Below are 19,214 nucleotides of genomic sequence, written 5' to 3'. Positions count from 1 at the left end.
TCCCCTCCTGGTTCACGGCCGCTCTGCCGGCGGCTCGCCCCAGGTTAGCGGCGCCCGGCCCGATCAGCACTCCGTGATTCACGCGCAGGTGATTCGGCCCGCGCGGGGGTTGGGCGCACAGTCGTCTCAGGCTTCTCTTGAGGTCTGTCCCTGAGGCGCCCGTCGCGGTTTGCGGAGGCTGCGGCGGGCGTTAGGGACTCCGCTTAGGGACTCCGGGATCACCCCAGCAGGCGGTCGTGCAGCCGCTCGCGCAGCGCGCCCGTCAGCCCCAGCTCCTGCTCCAGATAGCCGTCCAGCGAACCGTAGCGGTCGCGCATGGCCGCGAAGGCGGTCTCCAGGTACTCGGCCTCGACCCGCATCGCCGTCATCAGGGCCGCATCGTCCGGCGTCCGGCCGGTGGCCTCGGCGATGCGCGCGCGGATCGTCGGCAGCCGCTTCTCCATCCGCACCGGATCGTTGGTCAGCAGGTAGTCCTCCACGATGTCGTCGTCGTGCACCCCGGCCAGGTGGTGGGTCAGCGCGCAGAGGATTCCGGTCCGGTCCTTCCCCGCCGCGCAGTGCACCAGCACCGCGCCCTCGGTTTCGGCCAGGGTGTGGAAGTAGCGGCTGTAGAGGTCGATGTGCCGCCGGGCGAGCGGCGCGCCCTGGTAGTAGTCGATCATGTAGGCGTGGAACGAGGCCGCGGTCAGGTCCGAGCTCTCGATGAACGTATGCCACTCGTCGGCGTGTTCCTGGCCGATGTCGTTCTCGATCACCTGGGCGGCGAAGCCCTCCCACCGGCGCGAGGGCTGGCTCTGCCGCTCGTTGCTGCGCCGCAGGTCGACGATCACCGCCAGGCCCAGCTCGGCCAGCCTCCGGAGATCCGCGTCCGTCGCCTCGGCCTGGTGCGCCGAGCGGTAGAGCATCCCCCGCCTCAGCCGCCGCCCGCCCGCGGCGTAGTCGCCGAAGTCGCGGAAGTTCTCGATGCCTTCGAAAGGGATCCTGCGCGTCATGGCTCCAGCCTCTACCCCGACCCGGTGGCGGAATCGAGACGGCCGGCACGGCCGCCTCCTACCGGAACGGCGGCTCGTCGAAGCTGCGCAGCTTGCGCGAGTGCAGGCGCGTGCCCTCCTGGCGCAGCAGGTCCACGGTCGCCAGGCCGATCTGCAGGTGCTGGCCGATGGCCCGCTCGTAGAAGGCGTTGGCCTGGCCGGGCAGCTTGATCTCGCCGTGCAGCGGCTTGTCCGAGACGCACAGCAGCGTCCCGTACGGCACCCGGAAGCGGTAGCCCTGGGCGGCGATGGTGGCGCTCTCCATGTCGATGGCCACCGCCCGGCTCTGGTTGAACTGGATGGCGCTGGACGAGTAGCGGAGCTCCCAGTTGCGGTCGTCGGTGGTCACCACCGTGCCGGTCCGCAGGCGGCGCTTCAGCACCTCCCCCGATTCGCCGGTCACCGCCTCGGCGGCGCGGAAGAAGGCCACCTGCACCTCCGCAATCGGCGGGATCGGGATCTCCCGCGGCAGCACGCGGTCCAGCACGTGATCGTCGCGCAGGTAGGCGTGGGCCAGAACGTAGTCGCCGATCGTCTGGCTGCCGCGCAGGCCGCCGCAGTGGCCGATCATCAGCCAGGCCTGCGGCCGCAGCACCGCCAGGTGGTCGCAGATCGTCTTGGCGTTCGACGGGCCGACGCCGATGTTCACCAGCGTCACCCCCGTCCGGCCCTCGGCCATCAGGTGGTAGGCGGGCATCTGGTGCCTGCGCCACGGCCCGGCGGCGATCGTCTCCTCGGGGTCGGGCGTCTCGCGGGTGACCATCACGTGGCCCGCCGCCGACAGCGCCGTGTAGGGGCTGTCCGGCCGCCGCAGTTGCTCGCAGCCCCAGCGGACGAACTCGTCCACGTAGCGATGGTAGTTGGTGAACAGCACATAGTGCTGCACGTGCTCGGCGGGCGTGCCGGTGTAGTGGGCCAGCCGGGCCAGCGAGAAGTCGGTGCGCAGACCGTCGAACAGCGCCAGCGGCCGCGGGCTGTCCTCGGGGGTCAGCCAGGCGCCGTCGGCGATCTCGTCGCCGATGTGGGCAAGCTCGGTCGAGGGGAAGTGCCGGGCGATCTCGGCCGCGCCCACGTCGGCCAGGGCGATGTCGCGGGCGCCGTCCAGCACGTAGGGGAACGGGATCTCCTGGGCCGAGCGGCCAACGTCCAGCTCCACGTCGAAGTCCTGCTGCAGCAGGGTGAGCTGCTCGGTCAGGTAGCCGCGGAACAGGTCCGGCCGCGTCACCGTCACCGCATAGCGGCCGGGCAGGCCGATTCGCGCGAACGCGCGGCTGATCCTGGGATACGGGCGGCCCTCCGGCCAGCGCAGCCGCAGCTCGGGATAGACGTAGGCGCCGGCGCGCCGGGCGACCGGGTCCGGGGGCGGACCGCCGGCCAGGAACGATTTGAGGGCGGTGCGGAGCGAGCCGACGCTCGCGCGATATTCGTTTTCCAGCCGATCGACGATGCCGGCTGCGTCCGTCTTCATCATCGCCGCCTTATAGACGCCCTCCGTGACGCTTGCGAATCCGCCGCGCTGGACTGTGGGGCGGTTCTTCGCGACAAAGGCGCCTCTCGAAAATGCCCGGGGGCTTAATGAACCGCCTTTTCACCGCCTTCATCGTCGGGTCCATGGTGCTCGGCGTCGCCGTGGGCTGGGCCCTGAACCAGTTCCTGCCGGCCGAACAGGCCGCCGCCACGGCCGACAATCTCTCGATCATCACCGACGTCTTCCTGCGGCTGATCAAGATGATCATCGCCCCGCTCGTCTTCGCGACCCTGGTCGCCGGGATCGCCCACATGGGCGACGCCTCCGAGATCGGCCGCGTCGGCGTGAAGACCATCGGCTGGTTCATCGTCGCCTCGATCGTCTCGCTGACCATCGGCCTGGTGATGGTCCACATCCTGCAGCCGGGCGCCAGCCTGTCGCTCGCAGCACCGGCCGCCGACACCGCCGGCCCCGCGCTCGACACCGCCAAGTTCACCCTGCGCGAGTTCGTCACCCACCTGGTCCCCAGCTCGATCTTCGACGCCATGGCGCGCAACGAGATCCTGCAGATCGTGGTGTTCTCGGTGCTCGTCGGCACCGCCGTCTCGGCCATCGACGACAAGGCGCCCCAGGTGCTGGTGCTCGTCGAGCAGGTCGCCTCGATCATGCTGAAGGTCACCGGCTATGTGATGAAGACCGCCCCGCTGGCGATCTTCGCCGCCCTGGCCGCCAGCATCGCCACCCAGGGGATCGAGATCCTCGGCACCTACGCGGCGTTCATCGGCGGCTTCTACCTCTCGCTCGGCCTGCTCTGGGCGCTGCTGATCGGCGCCGTGGTGCTGATCGTCGGGCCGCGCGCCATGAAGCTGATCGGGGCGATCCGCAGCCCGGCGCTGCTGGCGTTCTCGGTCGCTTCGTCCGAGGCCGCCTATCCGCGGACGCTCGAGGAGCTGCAGAAGTGGGGGATCAGCCGCAAGGTGGCCAGCTTCGTCCTGCCCCTCGGCTACTCGTTCAACCTCGACGGCTCGATGATGTACTGCACCTTCGCGGTGCTGTTCATCGCCCAGGTCTACGGGATCGAGATGTCGATCCTCCAGCAGATCACCATGCTGGGCCTGCTGATGGTGACCTCGAAGGGCATGGCGGGCGTGCCGCGGGCCTCGCTCGTGGTGATCGCCGCCACCCTGACCTACTTCGACCTGCCCGAGGCGGGGCTGCTGCTGATCCTGGCGGTGGACCACCTGCTCGACATGGGCCGCTCGGCCACCAACGTGGTCGGCAACTCGGTGGCCGCCGCCGTGGTCGCCAAGTGGGAAGGGCAGATCACCGAGCCCGAAGCCCGGGCCGCGGGGGCGCCGGCCGAGTAGGCCGTCCGGACGCCCTACTAAGTGGGGCGGCTATTCGGCGGGCCGTTATTCGGAAGGGCGGGCGCGGTAGACCTCCGCGTCCAGCTCGCCTTCCCACTTGGCCACCGTGACCGCCACCGCCAGGTCGGCGGTGTTGTTCGGGATGGTCCGGGTCATGTCCAGCGGCCGGTCGAACGGCAGCATGAAGCCGACCACCAGGGCCGTCTGCTCGGCGCTCACGCCCAGGGTGCTGAGCACGGCGGCCAGCATGAACAGCGAGGCCGAGGGCACCGGCGCGGTGCCGACCGCCACCAGCACCGTCGTGACCCCGGCGAAGATCATCTGCGCCAGGGTGAGCTCGAGGCCGAAGGCCTGGGCCGAGAACATCGTCAGGATGCCGATGTAGAGCGCCGTGCCGTCCATCGAGACGGTGGCGCCGATCGGCAGGGCCGTGGCCGCCACGGTCCGGCCGACGCCGAGGTTCTTCTGCGCCACCCGCATGGCCACCGGCAGGGTGGCGGCCGACGAGGAGGTGGAGAACGCCACCAGCACCGCCTCGCCGATGTCGCGGAAGAACGGCACGACCGGCAGCCTGGCCGCCAGCCGCAGCAGCCCTCCGTGGACGACCAGCACCTGCAGCAGGCTGCCGGTCACCAGCGCGGCGGCGATCAGCGCCACGTGGCCGAAGACGCCCAGACCCACCGTGCCCGTCACCCAGGCGATCAGCGCGAAGACGCCGAAGGGCGCCGCCTCCATCACCACCCGGGTGATGAACAGCATAAGCGAGGCGCCCGCGTCGAACAGGCGCCGGACGGGCGCGGCGTCCTCGCCTTGCACCAGCACCGCCGCCCCCACCAGGATGGCGAAGAAGATCACCCCCAGCATGTCGCCCTCGGCCAGGGCCTCGAAGGGGTTGAGCGGCACGATCCCCAGCAGCTGGTCGGCCACCGAGGGCGCCTCGCCCACCACCCGCGGCGTCGTGCCGGCGAAATCCACGCCGACGCCGGGCCGGAACAGCGCTCCGACCGCCTGGCCGATCGCCACCGCGCAGGCCGTGGTCCCGAGGTAGAGCAGCAGGGTGCGCCCGCCGATCGAGCCCAGGCGGCGGACCTCGCGCATGGCCGCCACCGCCGAGACGATCGAGACGAACACCAGCGGCACGACGATCATCCGGATCAGCCGCACGAACAGGTCGCCCAGCCACTTCAGGCCCTCGGCCGCCTCGCCCAGGACGAGGCCGGCGACGATCCCCAGGACCAGCGCCCCCAGAATCCGCTTCCACAGCACGATGTCGAACCACCAGCGCCGCAGCAGGCTGGGGCGGGCGGCCGGCGGCGGCGCGGGGCGGGTTGGCGGCAATGCGGGCCTCCGGTCCTTGGCGGGCGTTCGAAGCGCAAGGCTAACACCGCTACGGCCGCAAGGCTCCGTTAGCCATAGGGCTTAACCGGGCGTTCGCCCCGTTCGCGGAATCTGCCCGTTCCGTGGAGCTGAGGCAGAACGCCGGGCCGTGGCCGACAAGAACTACAGTCATGCGGAGCTGGCCGCACGCGTCGCCGCGCTCGAGGCCGAGCGCGCGCTCACCCTGCGCCTGGCCCAGACCGATTCCCTGACCGGCCTGCTCAACCGCGGCGCCTTCACGACCCTGCTGTGCGCCCGGCTGGACGCGGCCCGCGAGAGCGGCGGGACGGTCTCGCTGTTCGTCGTCGACCTCGACCGCTTCAAGCACCTCAACGACACCCTCGGCCATCACGCCGGCGACCTGCTGCTGGCCGAGCTGGGCGAGCGGCTGCGCGCCGAGTGCGGCCCCGCCGAGGTCGCCGCCCGCCTGGGCGGGGACGAGTTCGCGATCATCTCCGACGCGCGCGAGGTGGGCCGCCGGGCCGCCCGGCTGGTCTCGGTCGTCTCCCAGCCGCAGATGATCTACGGCCGCCAGGTCTCGCCCGGCGCCTCGGTCGGCGTGGCCGTCTTCCCGCAGGACGCCGGCGACGCCGCCGACCTGCAGCGCTTCGCGGACCTGGCGCTCTACCGCGTGAAGACCCGCGGCGGGCGCCGCTGGTCGGCGTTCGACGCCGAGCTGCGCGCCGAGAACGAGCGCCGCCGCACCCTGGAGGAGGAGCTGCGCCGCGCCATTCCCGCCGGCGAGATCGAGCCCTGGTTCCAGCCGGTGATCGATTCCACCACCGGCGGGATCACCGGCGTCGAGGTGCTGGCCCGGTGGAACCATCCCGAACAGGGGCTGCTCTCGCCCGCCGCCTTCGTGCCCATGGCCGAGGAGCTGGGCCTGATCCGGGCGATCGACGAGGCGGTGTTCGACGCCGCCTGCGCCCGGGCCGCCCCGTGGGTCGCCGACGGCCTCATCGAGCACGTGGCCTGCAACGTCAGCCCGCGCGACCTCCTCGACCCCGGCTTCTCGCGCAAGCTGATCGGCCGCCTCGCCGGCACCGACCTGCCCGCCACCGCCCTCACCGTCGAGATCACCGAGACCTTCCTGCTACAGGACATGGCGCTGGCCCGCCGGCACATCGAGCGCCTGGCCGCCAAGGGCGTGCGCGTGGCCCTCGACGACTTCGGCACCGGCTACTCCAACCTGCGCGCGCTCATGCACCTGCCGATCCAGACCGTGAAGCTGGACCGCTCGCTGATCGCCGACGTCGGCCGCGACGCGCGGGTCTCCAAGCTGGTCGCCTCGCTGCTGCACGCCGCCCGCGCCCTGGGCGTCTCGATCATCGCCGAAGGCGTCGAGGACGAGGGCCAGGCGCTGTTCCTCCGCTCGGCCGGCTGCGACCGGATGCAGGGCTACTTCTTCGCCCGGCCGATGTCCGCGGACGCCATGGAGGCCCAGTTGCTCGAGGCCCGGCCCCAGCCCGCCCGCCGCCGCGCCGCGCGCTGAGCCCCGCTTAAACCGGGCGCGCCGAATCCCCACATTCCCGCCAGGGCCATTCCGGCCACGTCGAGACCTGGGAGACCATGCGCAACCACCTTCGCACCTTCATGCTGCTCGCCGCGCTCACCGCCCTGTTCGTGGGCGTGGGCTATCTGGTCGGCGGGCCCACCGGCATGGCGATCGCCTTCGTCCTCGCCGCCGGCATGAACCTCGTCAGCTACTGGAACGCCGACAAGATCGTGCTGCGGATGTACCGCGCCCGCGAGGTGGACCCGAACGCGGCCGAGCCCCTGCTGCGCAACTACGCCGCCGACGTCTACGAGCTGGCCGACCGCGCCGGCATGCCGCGCCCGAAGGTCTACGTCATCGACCAGGACCAGCCGAACGCCTTCGCCACCGGCCGAGACCCCCAGCACGCCGCCGTCGCCGCCACCCGCGGCCTCCTGGCCATGCTCGACCGGCGCGAGGTGCGCGGCGTCATGGCCCACGAGCTGGCGCACGTGAAGAACCGCGACACCCTGACCATGACGATCACGGCGACCGTCGCCGGCGCGATCTCGGCGCTCGCCAACTTCGCCTTCTTCTTCGGCGGCCGCGACGAGGAGGGCCGCCCCGCCGGGATCGTGCCGATGATCGCCGTGGCCCTGCTCGCCCCGATCGCCGCCTCGCTGGTGCAGTTCGCCATCAGCCGCAGCCGCGAGTACGAGGCCGACCGCATCGGCGCCGAGATCGCCGGCGATCCGCAGGCGCTCGCCTCGGCCCTGCAGAAGATCGAGGCCTACGCCCGCGGCGGCTACGTCAATCCCGACGCCGAGCGCAATCCGGCCACGGCGCACATGTTCATCATCAACCCGCTGGCCGGCGGGCCGGGCCGCAGGGGCGACAGCCTCTTCTCCACCCACCCGGCGACCCACAACCGCGTGGCCGCCCTGATGGGCATGACCGGAATCGCCGCCGAGGCCCGCGCCTTCGCCGAAACTCAAGAGGCCCCGCCCCGCCGCCGGGCCGGCACGGCGGTGCCGGTGACGGGCGCCCGCAGCGGTCCCTGGTCCTAGGCCCGCCCCCTCTAGGAGCGCCCCCTAGGAGCACCCCCTGGGACCGCCCCCTGGGACCGGGATGCCGCGGCGGCCCGCCGCCCGCCGCTCAACCTCCGGGCGCGCAGGCCCGCGCGCGGCGCGCTTGTGGGCGTCCGCCGCCCGGCTCATTGTCCCGCAATGGCACGTTCGGCCCAACTACCGTGACCGGCGCGGATGACATATCCGCCGCGGACGATCCGGTCCGCCGTCTGCGCGTGCTCGGCCGGATCACCGCCGCCTTCCTGCTCGACCTCCTCGCCATCGCCCGCGGCGACGACGACCCGCTCGACACCCTGATCGTCGCGGCCATCGTCCAGGCCAACACCGCCGAGATCCGCCAGCACGCCGACCTGCAGCTCGCCTTCGCCCGGCTGGACCGGCCGCCGCCCGACGCGATGCGGCGCCCGGTCAGCGTCAACGCCATCGCCGCCTCGCTGAACCTGCCGTTCGAGACCGCGCGCCGCCGCATCGGCGCGTTGGCCGCCCAGGGCGCCTGCCGGTTCGTCGAGGGCGGCGTCATCGTCCCGGCCCAGGCCCTGCTCTCGCCCCGCTTCGCCAAGGACGACCTCGGCTACGCGCGCACCCGGGCCTTCTACCGCCAGCTCCGCGAGTTCGGCCTGCTCGCCGAGATGCCGCCGCCGACCGCCGAGATCGCCCCCGGAGGCGCGCCCGCCCGCGCGGTCTGGCGCCTGATCGGGACCTACATGCTGCGGGTCGCCGAGGAGCTCTCCCGCGTCGGCCACCTGATGGACGGGATCATCCTGTTCGAGGTGTTCCGCAGCAACACCGAGCACTGGCCGCCCGAGGTGCGCGGCGAGGAGGGGACCACCGCCGCCGACATGGTTCCCGACACCATGCGCCGCCCGGTGACCCCGGGCGGCGTCGCCCGGCGCCTCGGCCTGCCGCCCGAGACGGTCCGCCGCCACGCCCTGCGCCTCGTCGACCGCGGCCTGCTGGCGCGGGTCCCCGGCGGCCTGATCCTGCCGGCCGAGACCCTGGCCCGGCAGAACGTCTTCCCCGCGCTCGCCGCCAACGCCGCCAACCTCCAGCGGATGATGGGCGCCCTCTCCCAGCTCGGCGTCCTGCGCCTGTGGGACGCGGAAGAGGCCGGCGACCACGGCCAGGAGCACGCCGCCGCCGTGGGGTGAGCGCGACAGCGCGCCGCAGGGGGCCCTTCCGGGGCGGCAGCCTTGCGGCCCGCCGGCGCCCTGCCCATGCTCGGGCTCCATGACAGGACCGCAGGCCCCGCCCGCAGGCGGCGCGCTCCCCGCGGGGGACGGCGCGATCGGCCGGCTGCGCGTGCTCAGCCGCCTGACCGGCGCCTTCCTGCTCGACACCGTCCAGATCGCCCGCGGCGCGTCCGACCCGCTCGACACCCTGCTGGCCAGCGCGATCATCCAGGCCAATGTCGCCGACATCCAGCGCCACGCCGACGTGCTGGTGGCGTTCGCCGAGAGCGACGCCCCGCCGCCCGATTCCCTGCGCCGGCCGGTCAGCATCAACGCCGTCGCCGCCTCGCTGAACCTGCCGTTCGAGACGGTGCGCCGCCGGATCGGCGCCATGGCCCGGGACGGCTTCGTCCGCTTCGTCGATGGCGGGGTGATCGTGCCGGCGCAGGCGCTGTCCGAGCCGCGCTACGCGGTCGACGCCTACCGCGGCTACGAGCGCCTGCGGGCGTTCTACTACGACCTGTCCGACCTCGGGCTGCTGGGCGAGCTGCCGCCGCCGACCGTCGAGCTCGCCCCCGGCGTCGTGCCGGTCCGCGCCGTCGCCCGCCTGGTCGGCGCCTACGTCCTGCGGGTGGCCGAGGCCATCGCCCGGATCGGCGACCTGTGGGACGGCCTGATCCTCTTCGAGGTGTTCCGCAGCAACACCGAGCACTGGTCTGCCGACGTGCGCGGCCAGGAGGGGACCGCCGCCGCCGACATGCCCCCCGACGCGATGCGCCGGCCGGTCTCGGTGGGCTTCGTCGCCCGCCGCCTCGGCATGTCGCCAGAGACGGTGCGCCGGCACGTCCTGGGGATGATCGAGCGCGGCTTCATCGTCCGCACCGCGGGCGGCCTCATCGTGCCGGCCGAGGCCCTGGCCCGCCCCGCCGTCTTCCCGTCGCTCGCCGTCAGCGCGGCCAACCTCCAGCGGCTGATGGCGTCCCTGTCGCAGCTGGGCGTCCTCGCCGTCTGGGACAGCGTGCGTGAGACCTGCCCGCCCGCCGTGGACGCCGCGGCCGCCGGCTAGGGCGCCTCGCCGCAGGCCTCGGAGAGCCAGGCGCGGAACGCCAGCATCCCCTCGGTCGGCGCCTTCGACCTCAGCCAGGTGAGCCAGTAGCCGCCGACCGGCGCGTCCAGCCGGAACGGCTGCACCAGCGCCCCGCGGTCGATGCGCGCGCGGAACATCGCCGCCGGCGCCAGCGCCACCCCCAGGCCCTGCTCGGCCGCCTCGGCCATGGCCAGCGAGGAGTCGAACACCGGCCCCCGCAGCGGCGGGACCGGCACGCCCGCCAGGGCGAACCAGCGGGTCCATTCCTCGGCCCGGTACGAGCGCAGCAGGGTTTCGCCCAACAGATCCGCGGGCGTCTCCAGCCGCCGCGCCACGCCCGGGGCGCACAGCGGCGTCATCGCCCCGTCCATCAGCCGCTCGGCGTGGGTCCCGTGCCAGGCGCCGTCGCCGAACCGGATGGCGCAGTCCAGGCCCTCTCCGGCCATGTCCACGCGGTTGTTGTTGGTGAAGAGGCGCAGGTCGATCTGCGGCGCGGCCGCCGCCAGCGCCGGCAGGCGCGGCAGCAGGAAGCCCAGGGCGAAGGTCGCCACCACGCCGACGTTGACCACTTCGCGCGGGCGGGCCTGGCCCACCCGTTCCACCGCCTCGCCCAGCCGGTCCAGGCTCTCGGCCACCGCCGGCAGCAGGGCCAGGCCCTCGTCCGTCAGCGCCAGACCCCGCGGCAGTCGGCGGAACAGTCGCCGCCCCAGCCGCCCCTCCAGCGCCTTCACCTGCTGGCTGACCGCCGCCTGGGTGACGCACAGCTCGATAGCGGCCTTGGTGAACGACAGGTGCCGCGCCGCCGCCTCGAAGGCGCGTAGGCCGTTCAGGGGAAGGTAGGGTCGCACCATCGCGCCATTACCTAGGCTTATGGCTCCCGCCAGGAAAGGTCCTTTGCACTGCGCCCGGCGCCTGCGCCATCAAAGGGCGGCCGTCGGCCCGGCGCGCCGCCCGGCTGACGCGGGAGGGACCCTGATGCGAAACCTTTTCTTGGCCTTGGCCCTGGCGACGGCGACCGCCGCCCCGTCCGTGTCGATCGCCCAGGACGCGGCCCAGCGCGCCGAGTGGAACCGGCCCGCCGCGCCGTTCCGGATCGCTGGCCCGGTCTACTACGTCGGGACCGAGGGCCTGGGCGCCTACCTCGTCGCCGACCCCGGCGGGCACGCGCTGATCGACGGCGGCCTGCCCGAGAGCGCGCCGCTGATCGCCGCCAACATCGAGGCGCTGGGCTTCAAGCTGGAGGACGTGCGCTACCTGCTGGTCAACCACGCCCACTTCGACCACGCGGGCGGCCTCGCCGAGCTGAAGCGCCGCACGGGCGCGGCGCTGGTCGCCAGCGCCGGCGATGCGCCCGACCTCGGGGCGGGCCGCACCCTCGGCCGCCCCGAGCTGGACGGCTTCCCCGCGGTCGCGGTGGATCAGGTCGTGGCCGACGGCGACACCCTGCGGCTCGGCCAGGCGTCGCTGACCGCCCACGTGACCCCCGGCCACACCCGCGGCTGCACCAGCTGGTCGCTGGCCGGCCCGTCCGGAACGGTGCTGTTCGCCTGCAGCCTGACGGTGGCCGGCCAGAAGCTGCACGGCGATCCGGCCTATCCCGACGCCGCCGCCGACTTCCGGCGCACCTTCGCCCGCCTGCGGACGCTGCACGCCGACTACTTCCTCAACTTCCACCCCGAGTTCTTCGACATGGCCGGCAAGCGGGCCAGGCGCGCGGCGGGCGAGCCCGATCCCTTCCGCGACCCCGCCGAGCTGGCCCGCCAGGTCGACCGCGCCGAAGCCATGTTCGAACGCGAACTCGCCCGCCAGGCCGCCCGCTGACGCCCCCTCTCCCCTTCCCGCTCTCCCCCGTGAAGCGGGGAGGGTCCGGGCGCACGGCATGCCCGGCTCGGCGCCCAGCTGGCGCAGCGAGGCGCCGTCGCGGATGCGCTCCAGAACCTGGGCCTGGGAGGCCCAGCCCATTGTCAATTGATAGCGCGGATGAGAACGTAACGCGAACCTTATCCCTCTCCCCCCGCGTAGCGGAGAGGGAGAGGGCTAGGGAGAGGGGCCTCGCACCTCCCCCCCTTGTCATCCCGGTTTCGGCGACAGCCGAAGACCGGGACCTATCATCGCCGGATCCTTGCCGGCCGGAACGCCGCGCCCCACCCGGCGCCTCCCGGCGCGGACGGGTCCGAACAAGCCGCGCCGCGGCTTTCCGGGATGACGGCGGGAAAGATGGATGCGCCGCCCCGGGACGGCTCGCCGCCTACTCCGCCGGGATCTCGTTCGCGGCGCGCTTGGCCTGCATCCGGTCGAATTCGGCCCAGACGCCGGCCTCGCCGTGCCATTGGCCCTTGGTCGCGGCCTTGGAGTACTCGGTCGCGCGGGCCTCGAAGAAGTTGGCGTGCTCGACGCCCGAGAGCATCGACTGCAGCCAGGGCAGCGGGTTCTCCTTGATGCCGTACACCTGCGGCAGGTGGAGCTGCTTCAGGCGCCAGTCGGCGATGAAGCGGATGTACTGCTTGATGTCGTCCGGGGTCATGCCCTGGACCTCGCCGGCCTCGAAGGCCAGGTCGATGAACTTGTCCTCCAGGCCCACCACCGTCTTGCAGCAGTCGACGATGTCGTCGGCGACCGCCTGGGTCACCGCGCCCGTTTCCTTGTTGAAGGCGTGGTAGAGCTTGATGATCCCCTCGCAGTGCAGGCTCTCGTCCCGCACCGACCACGACACGATCTGGCCCATGCCCTTCATCTTGTTGTGGCGCGGGAAGTTCATCAGCATGGCGAAGCTGGCGAACAGCTGCAGGCCCTCGGTGAAGCCCCCGAACATGGCCAGCGTCCGGCAGATGTCGGCGTGGGTGTCCACGCCGAAGCTCTGCATGTAGTCGTGCTTGTCGCGCATCGCCTGGTAGTCGAGGAAGGCCGTGAACTCGGCGTCGGGCATGCCGATCGTCTCGAGCAGCAGGGCGTAGGCGGCGATGTGGATCGTCTCCATGTTGGAGAACGCCGCCAGCATCATCTTCACCTCGGTGGGTTTGAAGACTCTGGCGTAGCGCTCCATGTAGTTGTCGTTCACCTCGACGTCCGACTGGGTGAAGAACCGGAAGATCTGGGTGAGCAGGTTGCGCTCGCGGTCGTTGAGCTTGGAGGCCCAGTCCTTCAGGTCCTCGCCGAGGGGGATCTCCTCGGGCATCCAGTGAACCTGCTGCTGCTTCTTCCAGTAGTCGTAGGCCCACGGATACCGGAACGGCTTGTAGGCGAAGGACGGCGTCAAGAGGCCCGGCAGGGCCTTCACGTTGGAGGTCGCGCTCGCGCTCATCTCGTTCATCCTGCCCCTGGCTCTCGCGTCAGCCAAAGGTGACGCAACATCTTGTGGGCGTAAAGGGGCCGGTACGCCGCATCTAGAGTTTTCCACGAGGTTGTGAATGGCTGGGGATTATGTCGTCTACGGCGCCGCCGGCTCGGGCTCGGTCCCGGTCGAGGCGGCGCTCACCCTGATCGGCGCGCCCTTCTCGGTGGTCGAGCGGGTGGTCTGGGCCGACCGGGCCGCCGCCGACGAGATGGCCAAGGTCAATCCGATGCGCCAGATCCCGGCGCTGGTCCTGCCGTCCGACGGATCATCGGCCGGCGAGCTGATGACCGAGAGCGCGGCGATCCTCATCTGGCTGGCCGAGGCGCACCCTAAGGCGCGGCTCGCCCCGCCCCCGGGCCATCCCCACCGGGCGCGGTTCCTGCGCTGGATGGCCTTCATCTCGGCCCAGATCTACTCGCTCTACTGGATCCGCGACGACCTCTCGCGCCTCGCCGCCGAGCCGGCGCACGAGCCGGTGCTGAAGGAGCGCACCGCCGCCCGCATCCTCGACTGCTGGCGGATGATGGACGCCCAGGCGAAGCCCGAGGGGCCGTTCCTGTTCGGGCAGGACGTCTCGGTGCTCGACCTCTACCTGGCCGTGGTCTCGCGCTGGGGGCCCCGGCGCCGGGGCTTCTACGCCGCCGCCCCGGGCCTGGCCGAGGTGGTCCGCCGCGTCGACGCCCACCCGCCCCTCGCCGCCTTCTGGGCCGAGCGCATGCCCTTCACGGAGGGGTGGGAAGGCTGAACTGATCCCCGCAGGGGGAGGACGCGCCGCCCCTACTTGTCCACCGACTTGCTGACCATCGTGCCGACGCCGGCGCCCACGGCCGCGCCGACGGGGCCGGCGACCACCGCGCCCGCGACGGCGCCGGTGGCGGCGCGCTGCTCCACCCCGTGCCCGCAGGCGGCGAGCGCGAGGGCGAGGGCGCCCGTCGCGGGGATCAGGACGGCCTTGGACAGGACCTTCGACATGGGGGATCACGCCTCCGCTGTTGGAGAAGCTGCACCATCACAGGATTCGGACGGGATTTCGGCGCCGGCGCTCAGCGTTGCGGACGGATCGAGAAGGTGAAGGCGGCCACGGTGTCGTCGCGGGTGTGCTGGCCGAACACCATGTGCTCGCCGCGGACCTCGCGGTGGATCACCCCGAACGAGCTCTGCATGTCGCCCTTGCGCCAGCCCACGCCCACCTGGGCGTCGCCGACCAGGGCGCCGGTGGTGTCGGTGGACCAGCCGGCCCGGTCCCAGTCGCCCTCGTTGCGCAGCATGTTGAGGCCCACGGCCCGGCCGCTAGCGGCGGCGAACAGGTACCAGCGGCCCCGGTCGCCGTACTCCAGCCCGTCGCGCACGCCGAAGTCCTTCAGGGCCTCGACCGCCTGGCGCTCGCGGCGCTGGCCGACGGTGAGCATGGCGCCGGCCTCGGCCGAGCCGCCGCGGCTGCCCACGCCGAGCCCCGCGTGCGGCGAGACGTCGAACTCCAGCCCGCCCTCGGCGAAGCTGACCGCCCGCGGCCACGACCGCAGCAGGGTGACGTCCAGGTCGCCGGCGTCGAACAGGTCGGCGTCGGGCCGCAGGGGGCCACGCAGGGTCTCGCCCACCTGGATGCGCAGGGTGCTCGCCGGGCCCAGGCGGACCTCGTTCGAGCGCCAGCGGACCACGCCGTGGCCGGGCTCGAAGGTCTCTCTGTCAAGGAATGCGGCGCCCTTCAGCGCCTGGGCGGCGGTGTCGGGCGCCTGGGCGAGCGCCGGCGCCGTCGCCGTGCTCGCCAGCACCATGGCCGCTGCAGCCGCCCGCCGCATCATGCGCATCTCCCAGCCCGCGTCTGGAGCGCGGGTCCTGGGTCCATAGTTCCACGATCGGGGCGGCGGGCAAGCCCCAAAAGATCAGATGGTTAACTCACTGGCAGGCGAGGCATTCCTCGTAGTCGGTCTTGCCTTCGACCTGCATCTCCACCGCCTGCGCGGCCTCGCCCCCCGCGTGCGCCGCCCGCTGCACGGACTTCGAACGCAGATAGTAAAGCGACTTGCACCCCCGCTCCCACGCAGTCCAGTGAAGCATATGCAGGTCCCACTTATCAATATCGCCCGGAAGGAACAGGTTCACGGACTGGGACTGGCAAATATCCGGCGTGCGGTCTGCTGCAAGCTCTACGATCCAGCGCTGGTCGATTTCGAACGCCGTCTTGAAGACGTCCTTCTCGTCCTGGCTCAGGAACTCGAGGTGCTGGACGGAACCTTCGTTGGCGAGGATCGAATCCCACACCGCCGCGGTGTTCTGACCCTTCTCGTCGAGCAGGCGCTCCAGGTAGGGGTTCTTCACCGCGAAGGTGCCCGACAGGGTCTTGTGGCTGTAGATGTTGGCAGGGATCGGCTCGATGCCGGCGCTGGTGCCGCCGCAGATGATCGAGATCGAGGCGGTGGGGGCGATGGCCAGCTTGTGGCTGAATCGCTCCATGACTCCGCGCTCGGCCGCGTCCGGGCACGGGCCGCGCTCGGCGGCGAGGGTGCGGGAGGCCGCGTCGCACTGGCGGCGCAGGGTCTTGAAGAGCCGCATGTTCCAGCTCTTGGCCAGGGCGCTCTCGAACGGCACGTTCTGCTGCTGCAGGAACGAGTGGAAGCCCATCAGGCCAAGGCCCACCGAGCGCTCGCGCTTGGCCGCGTAGACGGCGTTCTTCATCTCGGGCGGCGCGCGGTGGATGAAGTCCTCCAGCACGTTGTCGAGGAAGCGCATGACGTCCTCGATGAACGTCGGGTGGTCGCGCCACTCCAGGAACTTCTCGGCGTTGACCGACGAGAGGCAGCAGACCGCCGTCCGCTCCTGGCCCAGGTGGTCCTGACCGGTGTGCAGCATGATCTCCGAGCACAGGTTCGACTGGCGGACCTGCAGGCCGAGCTCGCGCTGGTGCTGCGGCATGGCCCGGTTCACGGTGTCGGAGAAGATCAGGTAGGGCTCGCCCGTCTGCAGGCGGATCTCGAGGATCTTCTGCCAGAGCGAGCGGGCGTCCACCTCGCGGATCACCTCGCCGGTCTTGGGCGAGCGCAGGCCGAACATGGCGCCGTCGCGGACCGCCTCCATGAACTCGTCGGTGATCGACAGGCCGTGGTGGAGGTTCAGGCTCTTGCGGTTGAAGTCGCCCGAGGGCTTCCGGATCTCGAGGAACTCCTCGATCTCCGGGTGGTGGATGTCGAGGTAGACGGCCGCCGAGCCGCGGCGCAGCGAACCCTGGCTGATGGCGAGGGTCAGCGAGTCCATGACCCGGATGAAGGGGATGATCCCGCTGGTCTGGCCGGCGCCCTTCACCTTCTCGCCGATCGAGCGGACACCGCCCCAGTAGGTGCCGATGCCGCCGCCGTTGGAGGCCAGGGCGACGTTCTCGTTCCAGACGCTGACGATGCCGTCCAGGTTGTCGGGAACCGCGTTCAGGAAGCACGAGATCGGCAGGCCGCGGCTCGCGCCGCCGTTCGACAGCACCGGCGTCGCCGGCATGAACCACAGGTTCGAGATGTAGTCGTAGATGCGCTGGGCGTGGTCGGCGTCGTCTGCGAAGGCCGTGGCCACGCGGGCGAACATGTCCTGATAGGACTCGCCGGGCAGCAGATAGCGGTCCTCGAGGGTCGTCTTGCCGAAATCGGTCAGGTTCGCGTCGCGGCTGCGGTCCACCTGGACCTTGCGCACGAGCTGGAGTTGCGGCTTGGCCGGCTGCGCCTGGACCCGTTCCGCACTGTCGGCAATCCCAACCTTCGCCGCTTCGCTCATTTCCCTCGAACCTATGCCTCTGCGGAACCTCGACCTCCCTGGTCGCCGTCCCGAGCCCCTACATGTTGTGGGCCCCCAGCCCGAACAACCCACATATGGGGACACTTGGCTAATGACTCGTCAATGAGGCGAGCCCTCCGCCCACAGGCTTTTTCGTAAACCAGAGGTTAACACGGCGAGCGGCCCCTCGGCAGATCAATCGTTTGGCCGGCCGGGCGGCGGCCGGACTCACGAGAGTGTGAACTCAACCCTGGAGGGGCCAGACGGCGGCGATCAGCGGGGTTCCGACAAGCAGGACGAGAGCGGTCAGCGGCGCCCCCAACCTGGGGTAGTCGGCGAAGCGGTAGCCCCCCGGCGCCATGACCAGGGTGTTGCACTGGTGGCCGATGGGCGTGAGGAAGTCGCAGGCCGCCCCGACCGCCACCGCCATCAGGAACGGATCGGGATGCAGGCCCAGCAGCCGGGCCAGGGCCGCGCCGACCGGAGCCACGATCAGGACCGTGGCGGCGTTGTTCAGGAAGGGCGTGGCGGCCATGGAGACGGCCATCACCGCGCCCAGCGCCAGGATCGGCGGGCGGCCTTCGAACGCCTGGGCCAGGGCCGAGGCGATGAGCTCGGCGCCGCCGGTGGCGCGGATCGCGTCCGACACCGGGATCAGGGCGGCGATCAGCACCAGCACCGGGCCGTCGAGCGCCGAATAGGCCTCGCGCATGCGGATCGCGCCGACCAGCACCATGGCCACGGCCGCGGCGAAGAAGGCGATGGCCACCGGCGCGGCCTGCACCGCCACCAGCACCATGGCCGTGAGCAGGATCAGCGCCGGGGCGACCCGGCGACGGATTCCGCCCAGACGCACGTCGCGCTCGGCGAGCGGCAGCAGGCCGAGGGTCTTCAGCGCGCCCGGCAGGGTGCGCTCCCCGCCCTGCAGGACCACCACGTCGCCGGCGCGGAGCCGCATGCCCTTGAGCTCGACGGTCGTGCGGTAGCCCGAGCGGCTGACGGCCAGCAGGTTCACGCCGTGCTGGCCGTAGAGGTCCTCCTGTTTGGCGGAGCGGCCGATCAGCATGGAGTCGGAGCCCACGATCGCCTCCACGACCCGGGTCTCCTCGGTGGGCTCCTCGGTGGCGACCGGGCGATCGGCGCGGCTGTGCTTGAGCTTGGCCCGGGTGATGAAGGTGTCGAGCGCCTGGTGCTCGCCCTCGACCAGCAGCTTGTCCCCTGGGCGGACGCGGACGTTCGGGTGCGGCTGCGCCCGCCGCTCGCCGTCGCGGATGAGCGCCAAGATGCGGACCTCGCCCTGGCCCAGCGCCTGGAGATTGCGGACCGCCCGCTTCTCCAGGGTCCAGTCCTCGGGGGCGGAGACCTGGGTGACGTAGGGCGCCGTCTCGATGGCGGTGTCGAGGGTCTCGGTGGCGGTCCGGGTGGTCGGCAGCAGGCGGTAGGCGAAGGCCAGGAAAACGAGCCCCAGCGCCGTCAGCGCCAGACCCACCGGCGCGTAGTCGTACATCTGGAACGGCTCGCCCAGGACCTGCTGGCGGACCTCGGAGACCAGGATGTTCGGCGAGGTGCCGACCATGGTCACGGTCCCGCCGATCAGGGAGGCGAAGGCCATGGGCATCAGCAGGCAGGACGGGGAGACGTTCGTCCGCCGGGCGGTCTGCAGGGCGATCGGCATCATCAGCGCCAGGGCGCCGACGTTCTTGGTCACCATGGAGAGCAGGGCCACGACGCCGGCGAACAAGGGGACCTGGGTGCGGGCGCTGGTCAGCCGGGGCAGAAGCGGCCGCAGGGCCGCCTCGACGATCCCGGAGCGGGCGAACGCGGCGCTGACCACCAGGGCGCAGGCGATGATGACGGTGACATCGTTGGCGAAGCCCGAGAAGGCGTCCTCGGCGGGGACGACGCCCAGGACGAGCCCCAGGCCGAGGGCCGAAAGCGCGATCACGTCGTAACGCCACCGCCCCCAGATGAAGGCCACGATGGTCGCGCCCACCAGCCCGAAGGCCAGGGCCTGCTGCAATGTCATAGGCATCCCTCGCGCCGGCGCGGGCCGGCTCAGGAAT

General features: G+C 71.7%; 16 protein-coding genes. 7 read left to right on the top strand and 9 right to left on the bottom strand.

Going from position 1 to position 19,214, the window contains the following annotated elements; all coding sequences use genetic code 11:
- Positions 1–218: 218 nt before the first annotated feature.
- Both PHZ_RS01945 and PHZ_RS01940 read right to left on the bottom strand, forming a co-directional pair.
- Positions 219–992, bottom strand: a complete 774-nt coding sequence (locus tag PHZ_RS01945; protein ID WP_012520916.1) for a tyrosine-protein phosphatase — start codon at positions 990–992, stop codon at positions 219–221.
- Between the two features lie 58 nt (positions 993–1,050).
- Complete coding sequence (locus tag PHZ_RS01940) at positions 1,051–2,499, bottom strand: AMP nucleosidase (RefSeq protein WP_012520915.1); 1,449 nt, start codon at positions 2,497–2,499, stop codon at positions 1,051–1,053.
- 107 nt (positions 2,500–2,606) lie between these two features.
- On the opposite strand from PHZ_RS01940, the gene PHZ_RS01935 reads away from it, so the two are divergent.
- Positions 2,607–3,866 carry a dicarboxylate/amino acid:cation symporter gene (locus tag PHZ_RS01935; protein ID WP_012520914.1) on the top strand — a complete coding sequence of 420 codons (1,260 nt, stop codon included), beginning with the start codon at positions 2,607–2,609 and terminating at the stop codon, positions 3,864–3,866.
- 45 nt (positions 3,867–3,911) lie between these two features.
- On the opposite strand, the gene PHZ_RS01930 is transcribed toward PHZ_RS01935, so the two are convergent.
- Entirely contained in the window at positions 3,912–5,204 is a 1,293-nt protein-coding gene (locus PHZ_RS01930; RefSeq protein WP_201765265.1) for a dicarboxylate/amino acid:cation symporter, read from the bottom strand.
- Positions 5,205–5,352: 148 nt separating this feature from the next.
- Here PHZ_RS01930 and PHZ_RS01925 point away from each other — a divergent pair, with 148 nt between their 5' ends.
- The 4 genes from PHZ_RS01925 to PHZ_RS23510 all read left to right on the top strand — a co-directional run bounded on the left by PHZ_RS01925 (position 5,353) and on the right by PHZ_RS23510 (position 10,040).
- A complete protein-coding gene (locus PHZ_RS01925) occupies positions 5,353–6,735 on the top strand; it encodes a putative bifunctional diguanylate cyclase/phosphodiesterase (RefSeq protein ID WP_012520912.1) in 1,383 nt (460 codons plus the stop codon).
- 77 nt (positions 6,736–6,812) lie between these two features.
- Positions 6,813–7,784: a zinc metalloprotease HtpX gene (gene htpX / locus PHZ_RS01920; protein WP_012520911.1), complete on the top strand. Its 972-nt coding sequence runs from the start codon at positions 6,813–6,815 to the stop codon at positions 7,782–7,784.
- A 182-nt stretch (positions 7,785–7,966) separates the two neighbouring features.
- Complete coding sequence (locus tag PHZ_RS23515) at positions 7,967–8,953, top strand: helix-turn-helix domain-containing protein (protein ID WP_041372998.1); 987 nt, start codon at positions 7,967–7,969, stop codon at positions 8,951–8,953.
- Between the two features lie 79 nt (positions 8,954–9,032).
- A complete protein-coding gene (locus PHZ_RS23510) occupies positions 9,033–10,040 on the top strand; it encodes a helix-turn-helix domain-containing protein (protein ID WP_049758100.1) in 1,008 nt (335 codons plus the stop codon).
- Here the strand turns inward: PHZ_RS23510 and PHZ_RS01905 are convergent.
- Positions 10,037–10,912, bottom strand: coding sequence for a LysR substrate-binding domain-containing protein (locus tag PHZ_RS01905; RefSeq protein WP_012520908.1), 876 nt, complete (start codon positions 10,910–10,912; stop codon positions 10,037–10,039). The genes PHZ_RS23510 and PHZ_RS01905 overlap by 4 nt on opposite strands.
- A 124-nt stretch (positions 10,913–11,036) precedes the next feature.
- Between PHZ_RS01905 and bla the strand changes: the two genes are divergently transcribed.
- Positions 11,037–11,882, top strand: coding sequence for a subclass B3 metallo-beta-lactamase (bla, locus tag PHZ_RS01900; RefSeq protein WP_012520907.1), 846 nt, complete (start codon positions 11,037–11,039; stop codon positions 11,880–11,882).
- A 427-nt stretch (positions 11,883–12,309) separates the two neighbouring features.
- Here the strand turns inward: bla and PHZ_RS01895 are convergent, their stop codons facing one another.
- The gene (locus tag PHZ_RS01895; protein ID WP_012520906.1) at positions 12,310–13,362 is read right to left on the bottom strand and encodes a ribonucleotide-diphosphate reductase subunit beta; all 1,053 of its coding nucleotides are present in this window, start codon (positions 13,360–13,362) and stop codon (positions 12,310–12,312) included.
- A gap of 106 nt (positions 13,363–13,468) precedes the next feature.
- On the opposite strand from PHZ_RS01895, the gene PHZ_RS01890 reads away from it, so the two are divergent.
- Positions 13,469–14,140 (top strand): glutathione S-transferase family protein, encoded by a 672-nt coding sequence (locus PHZ_RS01890; protein ID WP_012520905.1) that lies wholly within the window; start codon positions 13,469–13,471, stop codon positions 14,138–14,140.
- A 32-nt stretch (positions 14,141–14,172) separates the two neighbouring features.
- Here PHZ_RS01890 and PHZ_RS01885 read toward each other — a convergent pair whose 3' ends face one another.
- From PHZ_RS01885 to PHZ_RS01870, 4 genes are all read right to left on the bottom strand, one after another.
- Positions 14,173–14,367 (bottom strand): hypothetical protein, encoded by a 195-nt coding sequence (locus PHZ_RS01885; protein WP_041372996.1) that lies wholly within the window; start codon positions 14,365–14,367, stop codon positions 14,173–14,175.
- Between the two features lie 71 nt (positions 14,368–14,438).
- Positions 14,439–15,197: a lipid A-modifier LpxR family protein gene (locus tag PHZ_RS01880; RefSeq protein WP_187149095.1), complete on the bottom strand. Its 759-nt coding sequence runs from the start codon at positions 15,195–15,197 to the stop codon at positions 14,439–14,441.
- A 94-nt stretch (positions 15,198–15,291) separates the two neighbouring features.
- Positions 15,292–17,151 carry a ribonucleoside-diphosphate reductase subunit alpha gene (locus tag PHZ_RS01875; RefSeq protein WP_012520903.1) on the bottom strand — a complete coding sequence of 620 codons (1,860 nt, stop codon included), beginning with the start codon at positions 17,149–17,151 and terminating at the stop codon, positions 15,292–15,294.
- Between the two features lie 244 nt (positions 17,152–17,395).
- Positions 17,396–19,177 carry an SLC13 family permease gene (locus tag PHZ_RS01870; RefSeq protein WP_041372993.1) on the bottom strand — a complete coding sequence of 594 codons (1,782 nt, stop codon included), beginning with the start codon at positions 19,175–19,177 and terminating at the stop codon, positions 17,396–17,398.
- Between the last annotated feature and the right edge of the window lie 37 nt (positions 19,178–19,214).

The sequence above is a fragment of the Phenylobacterium zucineum HLK1 genome (assembly GCF_000017265.1).
Classification (GTDB): domain Bacteria; phylum Pseudomonadota; class Alphaproteobacteria; order Caulobacterales; family Caulobacteraceae; genus Phenylobacterium; species Phenylobacterium zucineum.
This window is presented reverse-complemented; position numbering and strand designations above follow the sequence as displayed.

Coding starts and splice junctions, on each gene's coding strand:
- PHZ_RS01945 (WP_012520916.1), bottom strand. CDS start 992: ATGACGCGCAGGATCCCTTTCGAAGGCATCGAGAACTTCCGCGACTTC.
- PHZ_RS01940 (WP_012520915.1), bottom strand. CDS start 2,499: ATGAAGACGGACGCAGCCGGCATCGTCGATCGGCTGGAAAACGAATAT.
- PHZ_RS01935 (WP_012520914.1), top strand. CDS start 2,607: ATGAACCGCCTTTTCACCGCCTTCATCGTCGGGTCCATGGTGCTCGGC.
- htpX (WP_012520911.1), top strand. CDS start 6,813: ATGCGCAACCACCTTCGCACCTTCATGCTGCTCGCCGCGCTCACCGCC.
- PHZ_RS23510 (WP_049758100.1), top strand. CDS start 9,033: ATGACAGGACCGCAGGCCCCGCCCGCAGGCGGCGCGCTCCCCGCGGGG.
- PHZ_RS01905 (WP_012520908.1), bottom strand. CDS start 10,912: ATGGTGCGACCCTACCTTCCCCTGAACGGCCTACGCGCCTTCGAGGCG.
- bla (WP_012520907.1), top strand. CDS start 11,037: ATGCGAAACCTTTTCTTGGCCTTGGCCCTGGCGACGGCGACCGCCGCC.
- PHZ_RS01895 (WP_012520906.1), bottom strand. CDS start 13,362: ATGAGCGCGAGCGCGACCTCCAACGTGAAGGCCCTGCCGGGCCTCTTG.
- PHZ_RS01890 (WP_012520905.1), top strand. CDS start 13,469: ATGGCTGGGGATTATGTCGTCTACGGCGCCGCCGGCTCGGGCTCGGTC.
- PHZ_RS01885 (WP_041372996.1), bottom strand. CDS start 14,367: ATGTCGAAGGTCCTGTCCAAGGCCGTCCTGATCCCCGCGACGGGCGCC.
- PHZ_RS01880 (WP_187149095.1), bottom strand. CDS start 15,197: ATGATGCGGCGGGCGGCTGCAGCGGCCATGGTGCTGGCGAGCACGGCG.
- PHZ_RS01875 (WP_012520903.1), bottom strand. CDS start 17,151: ATGAGCGAAGCGGCGAAGGTTGGGATTGCCGACAGTGCGGAACGGGTC.
- PHZ_RS01870 (WP_041372993.1), bottom strand. CDS start 19,177: ATGACATTGCAGCAGGCCCTGGCCTTCGGGCTGGTGGGCGCGACCATC.